13 protein-coding genes are annotated in these 17,820 nt (G+C 67.9%); 8 read left to right on the top strand and 5 right to left on the bottom strand.

Annotated features, from left to right (window positions below; genetic code table 11):
* Positions 1–189 precede the first annotated feature (189 nt).
* The 3 genes from C8J26_RS07715 (at position 190) to C8J26_RS07705 (ending at position 4,066) form a co-directional block, all read left to right on the top strand.
* Positions 190–2,394: a xanthine dehydrogenase family protein molybdopterin-binding subunit gene (locus tag C8J26_RS07715; RefSeq protein ID WP_107957398.1), complete on the top strand. Its 2,205-nt coding sequence runs from the start codon at positions 190–192 to the stop codon at positions 2,392–2,394.
* Positions 2,395–2,538: 144 nt separating this feature from the next.
* Entirely contained in the window at positions 2,539–3,462 is a 924-nt protein-coding gene (locus C8J26_RS07710) for an XdhC family protein (protein WP_107957397.1), read from the top strand.
* Positions 3,449–4,066 carry a nucleotidyltransferase family protein gene (locus tag C8J26_RS07705; RefSeq protein ID WP_107957396.1) on the top strand — a complete coding sequence of 206 codons (618 nt, stop codon included), beginning with the start codon at positions 3,449–3,451 and terminating at the stop codon, positions 4,064–4,066. Before C8J26_RS07710 ends, C8J26_RS07705 begins: the two co-directional genes overlap by 14 nt.
* On the opposite strand, the gene C8J26_RS07700 is transcribed toward C8J26_RS07705, so the two are convergent.
* The 4 genes from C8J26_RS07700 to C8J26_RS07685 all read right to left on the bottom strand — a co-directional run bounded on the left by C8J26_RS07700 (position 4,041) and on the right by C8J26_RS07685 (position 8,991).
* Positions 4,041–5,249, bottom strand: coding sequence for an ABC transporter permease (locus tag C8J26_RS07700; protein ID WP_107957395.1), 1,209 nt, complete (start codon positions 5,247–5,249; stop codon positions 4,041–4,043). The two genes, C8J26_RS07705 and C8J26_RS07700, sit on opposite strands and share 26 nt — an antisense overlap.
* A gap of 163 nt (positions 5,250–5,412) precedes the next feature.
* Positions 5,413–6,069, bottom strand: a complete 657-nt coding sequence (locus C8J26_RS07695) for an ABC transporter ATP-binding protein (RefSeq protein WP_107957610.1) — start codon at positions 6,067–6,069, stop codon at positions 5,413–5,415.
* 58 nt (positions 6,070–6,127) lie between these two features.
* Positions 6,128–7,507 carry an efflux RND transporter periplasmic adaptor subunit gene (locus tag C8J26_RS07690; RefSeq protein ID WP_107957394.1) on the bottom strand — a complete coding sequence of 460 codons (1,380 nt, stop codon included), beginning with the start codon at positions 7,505–7,507 and terminating at the stop codon, positions 6,128–6,130.
* Positions 7,507–8,991: an efflux transporter outer membrane subunit gene (locus C8J26_RS07685; RefSeq protein ID WP_107957393.1), complete on the bottom strand. Its 1,485-nt coding sequence runs from the start codon at positions 8,989–8,991 to the stop codon at positions 7,507–7,509. Before C8J26_RS07685 ends, C8J26_RS07690 begins: the two co-directional genes overlap by 1 nt.
* 441 nt (positions 8,992–9,432) lie before the next feature.
* Between C8J26_RS07685 and otsB the strand changes: the two genes are divergently transcribed.
* From otsB to C8J26_RS07670, 3 genes are read left to right on the top strand one after another with little or no spacing between them, the layout of a single operon-like run.
* Positions 9,433–10,218, top strand: coding sequence for a trehalose-phosphatase (gene otsB, locus C8J26_RS07680; RefSeq protein ID WP_244185213.1), 786 nt, complete (start codon positions 9,433–9,435; stop codon positions 10,216–10,218).
* A complete protein-coding gene (locus tag C8J26_RS07675; RefSeq protein WP_107957392.1) occupies positions 10,215–12,023 on the top strand; it encodes a glycoside hydrolase family 15 protein in 1,809 nt (602 codons plus the stop codon). The genes otsB and C8J26_RS07675 overlap by 4 nt, the downstream gene beginning before the upstream one ends.
* Entirely contained in the window at positions 12,020–13,408 is a 1,389-nt protein-coding gene (locus C8J26_RS07670; RefSeq protein ID WP_107957391.1) for an alpha,alpha-trehalose-phosphate synthase (UDP-forming), read from the top strand. Before C8J26_RS07675 ends, C8J26_RS07670 begins: the two co-directional genes overlap by 4 nt.
* 63 nt (positions 13,409–13,471) lie before the next feature.
* On the opposite strand, the gene C8J26_RS07665 is transcribed toward C8J26_RS07670, so the two are convergent.
* On the bottom strand, positions 13,472–14,554 hold the full coding sequence (locus C8J26_RS07665; protein WP_167398796.1) for a mechanosensitive ion channel family protein: 1,083 nt from the start codon (positions 14,552–14,554) through the stop codon (positions 13,472–13,474).
* A gap of 259 nt (positions 14,555–14,813) precedes the next feature.
* On the opposite strand from C8J26_RS07665, the gene C8J26_RS07660 reads away from it, so the two are divergent.
* A complete protein-coding gene (locus C8J26_RS07660; RefSeq protein ID WP_107957389.1) occupies positions 14,814–16,472 on the top strand; it encodes an MFS transporter in 1,659 nt (552 codons plus the stop codon).
* The gene (locus tag C8J26_RS07655) at positions 16,469–17,650 is read left to right on the top strand and encodes an HlyD family secretion protein (protein ID WP_107957388.1); all 1,182 of its coding nucleotides are present in this window, start codon (positions 16,469–16,471) and stop codon (positions 17,648–17,650) included. The genes C8J26_RS07660 and C8J26_RS07655 overlap by 4 nt, the downstream gene beginning before the upstream one ends.
* Positions 17,651–17,820 lie beyond the last annotated feature (170 nt).

The following is a 17,820-nucleotide window of genomic DNA, read 5'->3' as shown; positions in this document are numbered from 1 at the left end:
ACCCCGGCGAAGGCCGGGGTCCAGTTGGAAAGGTCATGGTAACGCAGTCCTACTCCGCGTTATCGTCGTTCTCCACCTGGACCCCGGCCTTCGCCGGGGTGGCGGCTGAGAGGGGGAGCGTCCAAGCTTTCACCCTCGTCAAACGCAGCCACCACACCCATATCTCTCCCTCCACCCGAGGATGCCAGAATGAACGAACACGTGATGGATGCGGCGTTTCGGCCGGCGGGGCTTGGCCGTGCGAAGCAGGGCGTTCTTGGGCTGGGACTGGACCGGATCGAGGGGCCCGCAAAGGTTACTGGCGTTGCCGATTATGCGTATGAGGGGACGCCCGAGCGCATCGCCTATGCCGCGATCGTCGGCACGCCGGTCGGCAGCGGACGCATTCTCGGGATCGACGTCAGCGCGGCCGAGGCGTTGCCCGGCGTCATCGCGGTCCTTCACGGCGACGCGCGCATGCCGGCGGGCGAGTCCAATTCGCGCGCGATGCCGCTGTTCGATACCGATGTCATTCTTCACCTCGGCCAGCCGGTCGCGATCGTCGTTGCCGAGGATCAGGCGATCGCGCGGGATGCCGCCGCGCTGGTCGTGGTCCGTACCGAAGAGGGCAAGGACCGCTTTGACGTCGCGGCGCAGCCGGTCGATACCAAGCCCGAGATCGGCTTCCTCGCCCCCGTCGACAATGGCGATCTCGATGCGGTGATGGCCGATGCGGCGGTGACGTTCGACCGGACCTACACGACGCCGGTGCATTTCCCCGCTGCGCTCGAACCGCACGCGACCACGGCGTGGTGGGAGGACGGCAAGCTGACCGTGCGTACCAGCAATCAGGTCATCGGCGGCGCGCGCAAGACGATTGCCAAGGCGTTGAAGATCGACGCGGACTCGGTGCGCGTGCTCGCGCCCTATGTCGGCGGCGGGTTCGGCGGGAAGACTGGGGTCGGCGCCGAGGCGATCCTCGCGGCGATCGCGGCGGAAGTCGTCGGGCGGCCGGTCAAGATCGCGCTGCCCCGCCGCCAGACCGCGTACATGGTCCACCACCGCTCGCACACCACGCAGCGTATCCGGATCGCGGCGGACAAGGATGGCGTGATCCTCGCCATGGGGCATGAAAGCGTCGTCGCGCAGAACGACGATGGCGAGTTTCTCGAGCCGGTGCCGTTCGGGACGCTGCCGCTGTACCGGGGCGAGGCGCGGCGGTTCAAGACCGACCTCGTCCGTGTCGATCTGCCCGCGAGCGGTGCGGTCCGTGCGCCCGGCGAGGCGGTCGGCACGTTCGGCGTCGAGTGCGCGATGGACGAGCTGGCCGAGCAGCTCGGGCTCGATCCGGTCGAGTTGCGGCGGCGCAACGAGCCCGAGACCGATCCGGTGACCGGCAAGCCCTTCTCCACGCGGCGGATGCTCGATTGTTACGACCAAGGTGCCGAGCGGTTCGGCTGGCCCGCCATGCTGCCCGCGCCGGGATCGGTGCGCGAGGGCGAGTGGCTGATCGGAATCGGCATGGCGGCGAGCCTGCGCGGCAACTTCACCGTCGAGGCGCAGGCGCGCGTGCGGCTGGAGGCGGACGGCCGCGCGACGGTCGAGTGCGACATGACCGATATCGGCACGGGGACGTACACGATCCTCGCGCAGACCGCGGGCGAGATGCTGGGCTTGCCGGTGGCCGACGTGACCGTGCGGCTGGGCGATACCGACTTCCCGCCGAGCGCGGGGTCGGGTGGGTCGTTTGGCGCGGGCAGTGCTGCATCGGCGGTCATGCTCGCGTGCGAGGATATCCTCGGCGAACTCGCGCTGCGGATGAATGCGGCGCCCGAAGAGTTGAGCCTGCACGACGGCTGCGTGAGCGCGGGCGGGCGGCAGGTGGCGCTCGCCGATCTTGTCCGCGGCGAGCCCATCGTGGCGATGGGCAAGACCGGGCCGGGCAAGGAGAGCAAGCGCACCAGCCAGGCGAGCCACGGCGCGCACTTCGTCGAGGTCGCTGTAAATGCGGTGACGGGCGAGACGCGCGTGCGCCGGATGCTCGGCGTGTTCGATGTCGGGCGCGTGCTCAACCGCAAGACCGCGACGAGCCAGATCACCGGCGGGATGGCGTGGGGAGTTGCCTATGCGCTGAGCGAAGAGGGCATCGTCGACACGCGGACGGGGGCTTTCGTGAACCCCGATTTCGGCGAATATCACGTCGCGGTGAACGCCGATATTCCGCAACTCGAGGTGCATTTCATCGAAGAGATCGACGATTCCGCCAATCCGGCCGGCGCCAAGGGGGTCGGCGAGCTCGGCATCTCGGGCGCAGGCGCGGCGGTGGCGAACGCGATCTACAACGCGACGGGGGTCCGGGTGCGCGACTTCCCGGTGACGCTCGACAAGCTGCTGGCGGGATTGCCGGCCGTTTGATCCTCCCCGGCACGGGGAGGGGGACCGCGCCTCTTGGCGTGGTGGAGGGGGCGACCTCGAAGTGCAACGTTTGCGGCTGGCCCCCTCCACCAGCTGCGCTGGTCCCCCTCCCCGGTTCGGGGAGGATTAGAAAGAGAATGAGACATGGCCGAGAACGATAGCGTGATTGCCGCCGCCAAGGCGTGGAAGGGCGAGAGCATGGCGATCGCCACGGTCGTCTCGACCTGGGGCTCCGCGCCGCGGCCCAAGGGGAGCCATATGCTCGTCCACGCCGATGGCCGGTTCGAGGGGTCGGTATCGGGTGGCTGCGTCGAGAGCGATATCCTCGCGACCGCCGCCGAGGTGATCGCGGGCGCGCCGTTTCAGGTCCGCAACTACGGTGTCGCGGATGCCGCCGCCTGGGAAGTCGGGCTGCCGTGCGGCGGCGAGATCGCGGTGATGGTGCAGCCGGTGTCGGCCGAGGGGTTCGATCCCGAACTGTTCGACCGGATCGCCGACGCGCGCGACCAGGGCGATGCGCTGACCGTCACCACCGACCTGAAGACCGGGCATAGCGACGCGCGCCCGCTCGAGACAGGGGAGGTGTTCGTCAACCGCTACGACCCGCCGCGCCGCTTGCTGATCGTGGGTGCGGTGCAGATCGCGCAGGCGCTCGCCGGGCTCGCACGCGAACTCGGGATCGAGACGATCGTCATCGATCCGCGGGCGCGGTTCCTGACCGAGGAGCGGTTTCCCGGCGTCACGCTCGACGATCGCTGGCCGGACGAGGCGATTGCCGCGCTGCGCCCCGGCCCGTCGACCGCGGTCGTGACGCTCAGCCACGACATCAAGATCGACGATCCTGCGCTGGTCGCCGCGCTGGCGAGCGATGCCGCCTATGTCGGTGCGCTCGGCAGTCGCAAGAGTCACGCGGCGCGGCGCGAGCGGCTTGCCAGCGAGGGTGTTACGGCGGAGAATATCGACCGGATCGATGCGCCGGTCGGGCTCGACATCGGCGCGATCGGCCCATCCGAGATTGCGCTGTCGGTCGCGGCGGCGATGATAGGAGCGTTCAATGATCGCCGCTGAAAACGTCTTTCTCATTCTCCTCGCCGCGGGGCGCTCGGAGCGGTTCGGCATTCCCAACAAGCTCGAAGTGCCGTTCCTCAACAAGCCGCTGGGGCTGCACGTCGTCACCGCGTTCGAGAACATTCCGTTCAAACGGCGGCTGGTCGTCACCGACGGCTGCAAGCTCGACTTCCTCAGCCATCATTTCGAGGTGGTGCATAACGATGATCCGTCGTCGGGCATGTCGCAATCGGTGAAGCTCGGGGTGCAATGCGCAAAGGACGAGGGTGCGGAGGCTGTGCTGATCGCGCTGGCCGACATGCCGCGCGTGACCGCGGCGCATATCTACCGGATGCTCGATGCCGCCGACAGCGCCGACGCGGTGGTGGCGTCGAGCGATGGCGAGAAGCCGTCGCCCCCTGCCCTGTTCGGGCGCGAGCGGTTCGATTTCCTGCTGACGCTCGACGGCGATGCGGGTGCGCGCGACCTGGTCAAGGCGGGGCGGCATGTCGTCACCGCACCCGCCGAGCTGATCGATATCGACACGCCCGAGGATCTGGAGAGGCTGCAGGCGCTCGTCCACGATCCCCGCGCGGCGATCACTCGTGCCGTAACGCGTCGATAGGGTTCATCGCGGCGGCGCGGCGGGCGGGGAAATAGCCGAACACCACCCCGATCACCGCCGAGATGACGAACGCGAAGATGTTGATCTCGGGCACGAACAGCCACTGAACCTTGATCAGCGGCGCGATGATCGCGATCGCGAGCTGCGCGATGACGAGGCCGATCACGCCGCCGAGGCACGACAGCGCGATCGCCTCGACGAGGAACTGCATCAGTACCTCGCGCGCGACCGCGCCGATCGCGAGACGGATGCCGATCTCGCGCGTGCGCTCGGTCACCGACACCAGCATGATGTTCATGATGCCGATCCCGCCGACGACCAGGCTGATCCCCGCGACCGCAGCGACGATGCCGGTCAGCAATGTCGTGGTGCCGGTCAGCGTGTCCGAAATCTGCTTGGTATCGAAGATGTTGAAGTTGTTGTCCTGCCCCGCGGCGAGATGGCGGCGTTCGCGCAGCAGGTCGGTCAGCGACGCCTGGACCTGTTGCGTGTCATAGCCCTGATCGACGCCGACGAGGATTGCCGCGACGTTCTGGTTGCCGGTGAAGCGGCGCTGGACGGTCTTGATCGGCATGACGACGACATCATCCTGATCGCCGCCGAACCCCGCCTGCCCGCGCGTGCTGAGCGTGCCGATCACGTCGCACGAAATGTCGTTGAGCCGGATCCGCTTGCCGATCGGATCGACGCCGCGGAACAGGTTCTGGATGACGGTGTTGCCGATGATGCAGACCGCCTTGCCCGCGGCCTCCTCCTGGCCCGTGAAGACGCGCCCGCCCGCAAGCGGCCAGGGCTGCACCTCGAAATAGGCGCCGGTCGTGCCGTTGATCGAGGTCGTCCAGTTCGCGCCGTTGTAGATCGCCGTCGCGCTGCGCTGCTCGGTCGGCGCGACCGCGGTGACGCCGGCGATCTGCCGCGCGATCGGATCGATGTCGTCCATCTTGAGCGGCGGCGGCGGCGGTCCGCCACCACCGCGGCCGAACCCCTGGCCGGGGCGGATCTGGAGGATGTTGGTGCCGAGCGACGAGATCGACTGCTGGACTGCGGCGGTCGTGGCCTTGCCGAGCGTGACCATCGTCACGACCGCGCCGACTCCGATGACGATGCCGAGGATGGTGAGGAACGAGCGCAGCAGATGGCGGCGGATCGAGCGGAGCGCGAGGACGAGCGTGGTGCCGAACATTAGTGCGTGGCTCCGCTATCGAGGATGCGGGCTTGCTGCTCCCCTTCCGCTTGCGGGAGGGGTCGGGGGAGGGAATGACGTACGTACCGGAGGCTGGTCCGTGGGGCACGTCCCTCCCCTGACCCCTCCCGCAAGCGGGAGGGGAATGCGTTGCGGGGAGCGCTCACGACTCGACCCTCTCGCCTTGGTGGTGCTGGCTGTCGATGCGTTCCACCAGGCCGTCCTTGAAGTGAACCACCGTCCTGGCGAACGCGGCCATGTCGGGTTCGTGCGTGACCATCAGCACGGTGATGTTCTTCTCCGCATTGAGGCGCGTCAGCAATTGCATGATCTCGATCGAGCGTTCGCTGTCGAGGTTGCCGGTCGGTTCGTCCGCCAGCAGCACGTCGGGGCTGGTCACCAGCGCGCGCGCGATCGCGACGCGCTGTTGCTGGCCGCCGGACAGTTCGGCAGGGGTATGGTCCCACCAGTCCGCGAGGCCGACCGTCTCGAGGCTCGCCATCGCCGCATCGCGCCGCGTGCGCTTGTCGTCGCCGCGGTAGAGCAAGGGGAGTTCGACATTCTCGAGCGCGGAGGTGCGCGAGAGGAGGTTGAAACCCTGGAACACGAAGCCGAGATAATTGCGCCGGAGCAGCGCGCGTTGGTCGCGGTCGAGCGTCTCGACATGGTGGCCGCGGAAGGTGAACGTCCCCGCGCTCGGCACGTCGAGGCAGCCGAGGATGTTCATCGTCGTCGACTTGCCCGACCCCGACGGCCCCATCACCGCGACGAAATCGCCCGCCGCGATATCGAGGTCGACGCCTTTCAACGCCTGGAACATCGTCGCGCCCTGCCCGTACGTCTTGGTGACGCCGCGCAGTGAAATCAGCGGGGGCGGATTACTGGCCACCGCCTGCACCCTTGCTGGCGCCGCCCGAGCGTCGTCCGGCGGTCTTGGTCGTGTCGGCGCCGCTGGCGAGCTGGCCGATGATGATCTGTGCGCCGGGCTTCAGGTCGCCCGACAGGACTTCGGTCATCGTCCCGTTGGTGTCGCCCGTCGTAATCTGCACCGGCTGCGGCGTGCCGTCGGCGCCCTTGACGTAGATCGTCTGCTGCGACCCGCGATCGAGCTTGGCGGTCCGCGCGTTGCCGCCGGCGCCGCGGCGCGGGCGGAAGGTGAGCGAGCCGGCGATGCCGCCGCCCTGGTCCTTCGCACCGTCCGCGCTCGGCTTGAAGCGCAGCGCGGCGTTGGGGACGAGCATCACGTTGCGCTTGTCCGACGTGACGATGTCCGCGGTCGCGGTCATGCCGGGGCGCAGCGTCAGCGACGCATTGCCGACGGTAAGATCCGCGGCATAGGACACCACCTGGCCGGTGGTGGTAGTCGTGGTCGTCGTCGACGACGTCGCCGAACTGACGGTCAGGTTCGAGCCGAGATCGACGCGGGTGATCGTCGCCGGGAAGGTCTGGCCGGGGAACGCGTCGACGGTGAAGCTGGCCTTCTGGCCGACCTTGACCTCGCCGACGTCCGCCTCGTCGATCGCGACCTCAAGCTTCATCTTGGTCAGGTCTTCGGCGATCACGAACAAAGTCGGCGTGTTGAACGACGAGGCGACGGTCTGGCCGGGATCGATCTGGCGCGCGAGCACGACGCCGGTGACGGGCGAGCGGATGATCGCGCGCGCACGCTGCGTCTGGTTCTGCGCGAGTGCGGCGCGGCTGGCGACGACATTGGCTTCCGCAACCTTCTGCGCGGCGACCGCCCGCGCGTAATCGGCGCGACCGGTCTGGAGTTCGGTCTTCGAGGGCACGCGGCCGCCGGACAGGCGCGAAACCTCTTCGAGGCGGTTCAGCTGCGCGCGCGACTCGGCGACGGTGGCCTGTGCCTGCGCGACCTGCGCCTGGTTCGCGGCGAGCTGCGCGCTGGTCTGGCGGATCTGGTCGTCGAGCTGTTCGGGGTCGATCAGCGCGAGCGGCTGGCCCGCGACGACGCGGTCGTTGACGTCGACGACGACCCTGGTGACGAGACCCGACAGCTGCGAGCCGACCGTGACCTGCGTCGTCGGCGCGAGCTTGCCAGTGGCCGAGACGGTAACCGTCAGGTTGCCGCGCGCCGCCGCTTGCGTCGAATATTGCGTCTGCTCCTTCGCGCCGAAGCAGCGTGCGAGCAGCAGGCAGAGCAGCACGACGCCGACCACGATCACGACCCACTTTACGTAGCGTTTCCAGGGTGCCTGCGGCTTTACGCCGAGGAAGTCGTCGATCGATGCGTCGGCCATCAGCGTGCCTCTGGATTGGTTGGCGCGCGAAACGGCGCTTCTGGAATGACGGTCGGATCCCAGCCGCCGCCGAGTGCCGCGTACAGCGCGATAAGAGCGGTCGCCGCGTCGGCGCGCGCCTGCGTCGCGCCGTTTCGTGCGGACAGGAGCGCGGTTTCCTGCTGGTTGAGCGTGGTGAAATCGGTGAGGCCCGTGCGGTATTGGCTGCGGCTCAGGATCGCGGAATTGTTCGACGCGTCGAGCGCGATGGCGAACTGGCGCTCGCGTTCCTGTGCGGTCTGCAAAGCGACGACGGCGTTCTCGACATCCTCCAGCGCGGTAAGGACGGTCGATTTGTAGAGCGCCAGCGCGCCATCCGCGGCGGCTTCACTGGTGCGGACCTGGGAGCGAAGGCGTCCGCCGTTGAAGATCGCCTGGGTGAGCCCGGCAAACAGGCTGCCGGTGATGGCGTCGCCAATGTTGCCGATCGACGTCGCGTTGGTGTTGAGGTTGCCGGTGATCGCGAGCGCTGGATAGAGCTGCGCCTTGGCGACGCCGATCCGCGCGGTGGCCGCGGCGAGCGCGCGTTCGGCCGAGCGGATATCGGGACGCTGGCGCAGCGTGTCGCCGGGAATGCCGACGCCGACCGCTGCGGGGCCGGTCGGGATCGCCTTGACCGGCGCCATCAGCGGACGCAGCGCGCCGGGGGCCTGGCCGGTAAGGATGCCGATCCGCGCGACGGCGGCCGCATATTGCTGGTCGAGGCTCGGGATCGTCGCGGCGGTCTGCGCACGCTGGGCACGGGCCTGTTCGGCGTCGACGCTGGAGACGAGGCCTGCCTGGACGCGGAAGCCCGCGATTTCGAGATTGTCGTCCTGGATCGCGAGCGACGCGCGGGCATTGGCAAGCTGCTGCTGGTACAACCGCGCGAGGACGTAGTTGCGCGCGACCTCGCTCTCGACCGAGATCAGCACGGTGGCATAATCATAGCCCGACGCGGCATAGTCCGCGCGGCTCGCCTCGACGGTGCGGCGGATCTCGCCGAACACGCCGACCTGGTAGCTCGCGCTGGCGCCGACGGTGAAGCTGTTGGCGCCGCCGCCGCCGGTATCGACGACGGTGCCGTCGGGCAGCGTGAACGAGCGCCCGCCGCCCCGCACATTCTCGTTGCGCTGATACCCCGCCGATCCGCTCAGCGTGGGGAGCAGCGAGGCGCGGTTCTGGATCAGGCTCTCGCGCGCCTGGCGGAGGCGGGCGACCGACTGGGCGAGATCGAGATTGGTGGCGGCGGCCTGCTCGACGAGCTGGCCGAGGACGGGATCGTCGAACTTCTGCCACCAGCGGGTCAGGTCTTCGGGCGTGGTCGCGGGGGTGACCGAATAGGCGTTCGGAACGCCGAGTTCGGCCGCGGCCTTCGGATGATAATCGGGGCCGACGGTGCAGCCTGCGAGCAGGAGTCCTCCGGATACGGCGGATGCGATGAGAAGAAGCCGGACTCGGGACATGGGCGGCAGGCATGGCCAAGCGGCTTTGGCTAGTCCAGCGCTTTTGTGTCGCGAGGTGTCGCAGGCGGGATGGGTACCGTGGTATAATGGGGTCGCGCGGCATGGCAGCACGGGACGCACCCACCCCGGCGGAGGCCGGGGCACAATTGGAGAGGTCGATGTGACGACTAGCATCCATCAATTTGCCGGCGCCGCCCAATTGGGCCCCGGCCTCCGCCGGGGTGGTGCTCGGGTTTGCGAGGCCGTCCATCCTCTCCGTTCCCCCGCGAAGGCGGGGGTCGAGCAGCTCATAACGCGACAAAGCTTGGTGCTGGGCTCCCGCCTTCGCGCGAGAACAAGGCGAGAGCGGACGGCGCTCGAGCACGCTTACCAGCAATCGAACCGCACCCGTTCCAATTTTGCAGTGCAGCGGAACGTAGCGGCACCGCCGGGGGTTTGACGATGATGCTAGCCGAACGCCAGCCCGCGACTGAAGTCCTCGCGCCGCCGCCTGTCGCGCTCGATCCGCCACCCGTGGCCCTCGACACCGTCAGCCTTTTCTTCGACTTCGACGGGACGCTCGTCGATCTCGCCGCGACCCCCGATGCGGTCGTCGTCGACCAGCGCCTGCGCGATGCGCTCGACAGCCTTGCCGAGCGCTATCCCGGACGTGTGGCGATCATCAGCGGCCGGTCGATCGAGCAGCTCGACTCGATGCTCGGCGATCATGCCCGGCGGTTCGCGGTCGCGGGCAGCCATGGTGCCGAGCGGCGGACGCCCGAGGACGGCCATGTCGCCGCCGAACGCCCCGCCTCGCTCGAAGCCGCTGCCGAGGAATTTGCCGCCTTCGCCGCCGCGAACGGTCTCGTCTACGAGGCCAAGAGCCTCGGCGCGGGACTCCATTACCGGATGGCCCCGGCGTTCGAGCCCGACGCCGTCGCGCTCGCCGAAACGCTGGCCGACCGCCACGGCCTCACCCTTCAGCGCGGCAAGATGATGGTCGAACTGCGCACCCCCGGCGACAAGGGCGCGGCGCTCCGCTCGCTGATCGACGCGCCAACAATGGCCGGCACCACGCCCTATTTCTTCGGCGACGACGTCACCGACGAAGACGGGTTCGAAGCCGCCCGCGATCTCGGCGGGGCGGGTGTGCTGATCGGCGACGCCCGTCCTACCGCCGCCACCTACCGCCTGAACGACGTTGCCGCGCTCCGTGACTGGATCGCCGCCATATTGGAAACACGATGACCGCTACCCCCCTCGCCCATCCGCCCCAGGCCGACATGAACCTCTGGCCGATCGGCAACTGCCAGGTATCGGCGCTGATCGACAAGACCGGCACGTTCGTCTGGGGCTGCGTGCCGCGGGTCGATGGTGACCCGGCATTCTGCGCGCTGCTCGGCGGCGATGCGCCCGAGACCGGCTTCTGGGCGATCGAGCTGGAAGGCGGCGCGAAGACCACGCAGAGCTATATCCGCAACACGCCGATCCTCGTCACGCGGCATGAGGATCAGGCCGGCAACGCGGTCGAGGTGACCGATTTCTGCCCGCGCTTCGTGCGCGAGGGGCGGACCTATCGCCCGACCAGCTTCGTCCGGATCGTGCGGCCCGTCGCGGGCTCGCCGCGGATCCGGATCCGCCTGCGCGTCGCGACCAGCTGGGGCAAGCCGACCAGCCATACGCAAGGGTCGAACCATGTCCGCTTCCTGATGGACGACCAGACGTTGCGGCTCACCACCGACGCGCCGGTCGGCCATGTCGTCGGCGAGAGCTGGTTCCGGCTCGAACGGCCGATGCACATGTTCCTGGGGCCCGACGAGAGCTTCGCCGGCGTGCTGCACGAGGCGGCCGAGGCGATGCTCTCGCGGACCAAGGAAGAATGGCGCCACTGGGTGCGCGGGCTCGCGACCCCGGTCGAATGGCAGGACGTCGTCATCCGCGCGGCGATCACGCTGAAGCTGTGCCAGCATGAGGAGACCGGGGCGATCGTTGCCGCGCTCACCACCTCGATCCCCGAGCATGAGGGGTCGGAGCGCAACTGGGACTATCGCTACTGCTGGATCCGCGACGCCTATTATACGGTGCAGGCGCTCAACCGACTCGGCGCGCTCGACGTGCTCGAGGGCTATCTCGAATATCTGCGCAACATCGTCGATGCGTCGAAGGGTGGCCATGTCCAGCCGCTCTACGGGGTCGGCGGCGAGGCGACCTTGATCGAGCGCACCGAGACCACCCTGCCCGGCTATCGCGGCATGGGTCCGGTCCGCGTCGGCAACCAGGCGTATGAGCAGATCCAGCACGACGCGTACGGCCAGATCATCCTCTCCGACGTCCAGGCGTTCTTCGACCAGCGGCTGTTCCGCATGTCGAGCCACGAGGATTTCAAGAGCCTCGAACTCGTGGGCGATCGCGCCTGGGAAACCTATGACAAGCCCGATGCGGGCCTGTGGGAGCTGCGTACCAAGGCGCATGTCCACACCTATTCGGCGGCGATGTGCTGGGCGGCGTGCGACCGGCTCGCCAACGCGGCGGGCGTGCTCGGGCTCGAGGATCGCCGGACATTCTGGAACGCGCGCGCGGACACGATCCGCACGAAGATCGAGACGTCGGCGTGGCGCGAGGATACGCAGCGTATCTCCGCGACGTTCGGCGGCGACGATCTCGACGCGAGCCTGATCCAGCTGCTCGACCTGCGCTTCTTCGCGCCCGACGATCCGCGCTTCCAGTCGACGCTCAAGGCGGTCGAGGAAGGGTTGCGGCGCGGCAGCCACATGCTGCGCTATGCGACCGAGGATGATTTCGGCCTGCCGCATACCGCGTTCAACGTCTGCACCTTCTGGCTGATCGAGGCGCTGCACACGACCGGCCGCACAGCCGATGCGTGCGCGCTGTTCGCCGAGATGGTCGCGCGCCGTACCCCTGCAGGCCTGTTGTCGGAGGATATCGACCCCGCGACCGGCGAGCTGTGGGGGAATTATCCGCAAACCTATTCGCTGGTGGGGCTGATCAACTGTGCCGTCCTGCTTAGCAAGCCGTGGAGTGCCGTACGATGAGCCGCCTCGTCGTCATCTCGAATCGTGTCCAGTCGGTCGACGCCCCCTCGGGCAATCAGGGCGGCCTGGCCGTCGCGCTGCTCGCCGCGCTGCGCGAAAAGGGCGGCGTGTGGTTCGGCTGGTCGGGTGCGACCACCGAGACCTTCACGGGCCATATCAACTTCCAGCAGGGCAAGGGCGTCACCACCGCGACGATCGACCTGGAGGAACAGGATTTCGACGAATATTATAATGGCTATGCGAACCGCACGCTGTGGCCGCTCTTCCATTACCGGATCGACCTGACCGAGTTCGAGCGCGATTTCTCCAGCGGCTACGCGCGGGTGAACAAGCGCTTTGCCGAGACGGTGCTGCCGCTGATCGAACCCGACGATCTCGTCTGGGTGCATGATTATCACCACGTCCCGCTGGGCCGCGAACTGCGCAAGCTGGGCGTCGAGAACAAGATCGGCTTCTTCCTCCACATCCCGTGGCCGCCGATGGCGATGCTGCTCTCGCTGCCGAGCCACCGCGCGCTCGTTGAGTCGATGTTCGCTTATGACGTGGTCGGGTTCCAGACTCAGGACTGGCTCGACAGCTTCCTGCACTACGTCACCAGCCAGCTCGATGGCGTGGTCGGCGAGGATGGCTGGGTGACGGTCGGCGATCGCACGATCAAGGCGATCACCACGCCGATCGGCATCGAGACCGCGGATTTTGAGAACTCCGCGAGCAGCGACACCGCGCGCCATGCGAAGGAGCGGATGTACATGTCGGCGACCGGGCGTAGCCTGATCGTCGGCGTCGACCGGCTCGATTATTCGAAGGGCCTCGCCGAGCGCTTCTCGGGCTATGAACGCTTTCTCGCGTCGCACCCCGATCACCGCGGGCTGGTCTATATGCTCCAGATCGCGCCGCCGAGCCGCGAGAAGGTCGATACCTATCAGGAGATCCGAGCCAACCTCGATTCGATGTCGGGGCGGATCAACGGCGAGTTTTCGGATATCGACTGGACGCCGATCCGCTACGTCAACCAGGGCTTCCCGCGCGACGTGCTGGCGGGGATCTACCGCGCCGCGCGCGTCGGGCTGGTGACGCCCTTGCGCGATGGGATGAACCTGGTCGCGAAGGAATATGTCGCGGCGCAGGATCCCGAGGATCCCGGCGTCCTGATCCTGTCGCAGTTCGCCGGCGCCGCCGCGCAGCTGTCCGACGCGGTGCTCGTCAACCCGTACAGCCCGGAGGAAATGTCCGACGCGATCGCCCGCGCGCTCAAGATGCCGCTGGCGGAGCGCAAGGCACGCTGGGAAAAGCTGATCGACAACGTCCGCAGGGAGGACGTGATGTGGTGGTGCGAACTCTTCATCACCGCACTCGAAGCCGCGCCGGAGCATGTCGAGGCCTGAGCGCCCACTCGCTAACCCAATTCCGTCATCCTGACGCAAGTCAGGATGACGGAGAGGTAGCGGCTAGTTGGCGGACAGCCCACTCGCCGGGTCCGCCGCCATCAACAGGCGCCCACGCGGGATCGCCTCGGGCATTTCGTCGCGCATATAGCGCAGCAGCGCCTCGCGTACGTCGCAGCGCAGGTCGAACGCGATCGCCGCGTCCTTGGCGGTCATCAGCCCGCGCAGCTCGATGCAATCGGTCTTCACGTCGGTGACCTGGAGGTTGAAGAACCGCTTGTCCCAGCGCGGATTGGCCGTGACGATCTCGCCCAGCTTCTCCCGCAACCGTGGCACGTCGGTCGCCGGATCGACGTACCAGAACACCGATCCGAGCAACTGGCTCGTCTCGCGTGTCCAGTTCTGGAAGCTCTGTTCAAGGAACTTCGAGACCGGCACGACGAGACGCCGCTCGTCCCAGATCTTGATGACCACGAACGTCAGGTTGATCTGCTCGACCCGCCCCCATTCGCCATCTACGATCAGCACGTCGTCGAGCCGGATCGGCTCGGTAAACGCCATCTGCACACCGGCGATCAGGTTCTTCAGCGCGGGCTGCGCGGCGGCACCGACGACGAGGCCGGCGATACCCGCCGACGCCATCAGCGTGACGCCGATCGAGCGGATTCCGGGGACGCTCAGCAGCATCAGACACACGCTGATGAAGACGATGAAGAACGTTCCGATCCGACCGAGGATCGCCGCGCGCGTGCGCTTGCGGCGCGCGCGCAGATTATCCTCGACGGTGATGTCGGCGCGAATCTCGATCACGTCCTGGAACGCGCGCAACGCCGCCGCCGCGAGCCAGCCCAGCAGCGCGGGCACGAGGAAGCCGAGCAACTGCTTCCACAGATCCTCGACATCGTTGTCCATCGGCAGGATCCGCGCAACGAACGCGACCGACACCGAGACGAATACCGCGCGCAAGGGTCGGCGGACGCGGGCGAGGACGAGCCCGTCGGTCTTGGCGGTGGTGCGGCGCTGGGCATGGCCAGCGATCCGCATCGTCAGCCAGTGCGCGACCAGCGCGACGAGGATCGCGGCCGAGACGACGGCAACGCTTTCCAGCCAGACCCATTCGGGCGGTATGTGAAGCGATCGAAACATGCGCATGAAGGCGCAACGGCGGGCAACCGGGGATGTTCCGCTGCGGTGCAGCAATTGCCTCGCACTTTGCCACCTCCCCGGCGCAGGCCGGGGCCCGGTTGGAAACGTCGCCATGATGGAGCGCTGTCCACCGTTACTTCCGTCCCCCAACTGGGCCCCGGCCTTCGCCAGGGAGGTGCGCGTCTCGTGTTCCCGGTCGCCCACCATCACTAGCGTTCCTGGATGACGCCCGCCCCCGATCGTGCCAAAACGACGCCCGATGATAGCGCGGAGAATCAGAGACTTCCTAAGCGAGGAGGACTGGCAGTTCGCCGAACACGAACGTCCCGCCCTGCCCGGCTCCCCCGGCTCGCCACTCCACCCGCGCCACCGCCAGATCGCCTACGCGCTGATCGGCATCCTGCTCGGGCTGACGGTCGGCTTCGGCAACGCTTTGATCAGCGCCAACACCTACACGCTGCAGGGCGCACTCGGGCTCGATCCCGCCGAGATTGCGTGGCTGCCGACGGTCTATGTGATGACCAACGTCAGCATCAACCTGCTGATGATCAAGTTCCGCGCGCAGTTCGGGCTCAGGCCGTTCGCGATGATCTTCCTGATTCTCTACGTGCTGATCACGCTCGCGCACCTGTTCGTCCACGGCTTTGCGACCGCGATCGCGGTGCGCGCGATCAGCGGGATGGCAGGGGCGGCGCTCAGCAGCCTGTGCCTCTATTACGTGATGCAGTCGCTGCCCGCGAAATGGCGGCTCAAAGGCGTCGTGCTCGGCATCGGCATCCCGCAATGCGCGACTCCGCTCGCGCGCCTGTTCTCGCCGGACCTGCTGGCAATGTCGCAGTGGCGGACGCTGTACCTCTTCGAACTCGGCCTTGCGCTGCTGTCGCTCGCCGCCGTGGCCGCGCTACGCCTGCCGCCGACGACGCGGAGCAAGGCGTTCGAGCCGCTCGACTTTCTCACCTTCGTGCTGTTCGCGGGCTCGACCGCTTTGTTCGCCGCCGTGCTCGGGCTCGGGCGGATCGTGTGGTGGACCAATGCGCCGTGGATCGGCTGGGCACTGATCGCGGCGATCCCGATGTTCGCCGCCGCGCTCGTCGTCGAGCATCACCGCGCCAACCCGCTGCTCAACACGCGCTGGCTCGGCAGCGCCGACATCGTCCGATTCACGATCGTCATCGTCATGGCGCGGATCGTGCTCTCGGAGCAGACCTATGCCTCGGTCGGGTTGCTGACCGTGCTGGGGCAGAACAACGACCAGCTCGTGCCGTTCTTCCTGATCATCTTCGTCGCCTCGGTGGCAGGCGTGATCGCAAGCGCGGTGACGCTCGACGTCGAGCGACTCGGCCACCCGATCATGCTCGCGATCGGGCTGGTCGCAGTGGCGGCCTGGTTCGATTCCTACGCGACCAGCCTGACGCGCGCGCCGCAGATGTATGTGACGCAGGCGATCATCGGTTTTTCCGCGACGTTCTTCCTGGGCCCGGCGCTGCTGTTCGGCATGACCCGCGCGCTGAAGGAAGGCGCCGGCCATATCATCAGCTTCATCGCGCTGTTCGGGATCATCAATTCGCTGGGCGGACTCGGCGGCACCGCGTTGCTCGGCAGCTATCAGGTGATTCGCGAGAAGGCGAACAGCGTCGCGCTGGTCCAGCAGATCTCGCCGACCGACCCGATCGTCGCGCAGCGCATCGCCGCGGGCGGTGCCGCGGTCAGCCGGGTGATCGTCGATCCGACGCTGCGGAGTGCCGAGGGGGCGGCGATCCTGTCGCAAACCACCACGCGCGAAGCAAACGTGCTTGCGTATGACGACGTCTTCCGGTTGATCGCCGTTCTCGCGGGGGGGACGTTCGGCTATCTGCTGTTCCTGCTGGCGAGACGCGCGCGACGCGAACGGCGCGCGCGGCTGGAGGGGACGACATGACCGACGCGCGCAGCCCGGTGGCCGAAGGACCGGCGACCGAAGAGAAGATGGCAGAGACGGCGGCACCATCGCCTGCCCCATCCCCGGCCCCGGCATCCCCGGCCACCCCGGTCGGGTCGGGCTGGCGACCGCAGCCGCCGAGCCGCAACGTCATCATCATCATCGCCCTGCTGGCGGTGGCAGGCGTCTGCGCGGTGCTCGCGGCGTGGCGGCTGCCGCCGTTCGCGACCAGCTATCAATCGACCGACAACGCCTATGTTCGCGGCCGGACGACGGTGATCAGCCCGCAGGTCAGCGGCTATGTCACGCAGGTGCTCGTGCGCGATTTTGCCGATGTGAAGCAGGGCGATCCGCTCGTGAAGATCGACGACCGCATCTACCGCCAGCGAGTCGACCAGGCGCAGGCGCAGGTCGATGCGCAGGCCGCGACGCTCGCGAACAGCCGCCAAACCGCCGCCAGCCGAGAGGCGACGTTCGCGGCACAGGACGCCGCGGTCGCGAACGCCGCGGCGCAGCTGATGCGCGCGCAGGCGGACATGGCGCGAGTCAATGATCTGGTGACGGACGGCTCGGTGTCCTTGCGCGAACGCGACCAGACGCTGGCGGCGCTCCGTCAGGCACAAGCGCAGGTCCAGCAGGCCAAGGCCGCACGCGAGATCGCCCGGCAGGACATCCGCACGGTCGAGGTCGGACGTGGTGGGCAGAAAGCGGGTGTCTCGGGGGCCGAGGCGGCGCGCAGCCTCGCGCGGATCGACCTCGCCAACACCGTCATCCGTGCGCCCGAGACGGGGCGGCTGAGTGAGGTCGGCGTCCGCCTCGGCCAATATGTGACCGCGGGGTCGCAGCTGATGTTCCTCGTGCCGCCCGAAACCTGGGTGATCGCGAACTTCAAGGAAGCGCAGACCGCGCGGATGGCGGTCGGCCAGCCGGCGTCGTTCACCGTCGACGGGCTCGCGAACGAGCGGCTGACCGGGCATGTCGAGCGGATCTCGCCTGCCGCCGGGTCCGAGTTCGCGGTGCTGAAGGCGGACAATGCGACGGGCAACTTCACCAAGGTCCCGCAGCGGATCGCAGTGCGGATCCGCGTCGATGCGGGACAACGGCTGAGCGCGCGGTTGCGGCCGGGCATGTCGGTGCAGGCGCGCGTGGATACCGCCGGCGGGCCGGGCGTCCGGTGATGCCGCCACACTCAGACGTCCCGCCCGCGTCCTGTTCTCCCGCGAAGGCGGAAGCCCAGACTGTGTCCCCGCCTTCGCGGGGACACACGGCAAATGCCACCGCCCCAGGACAAACCGACTCGATCCAGGCCGCCACCTCGATCCAGGCCACCACCTCAACCGAGTCCACC

The sequence above is a fragment of the Sphingomonas aurantiaca genome (assembly GCF_003050705.1).
GTDB classification, from domain to species: domain Bacteria; phylum Pseudomonadota; class Alphaproteobacteria; order Sphingomonadales; family Sphingomonadaceae; genus Sphingomonas; species Sphingomonas aurantiaca.
This window is presented reverse-complemented; position numbering and strand designations above follow the sequence as displayed.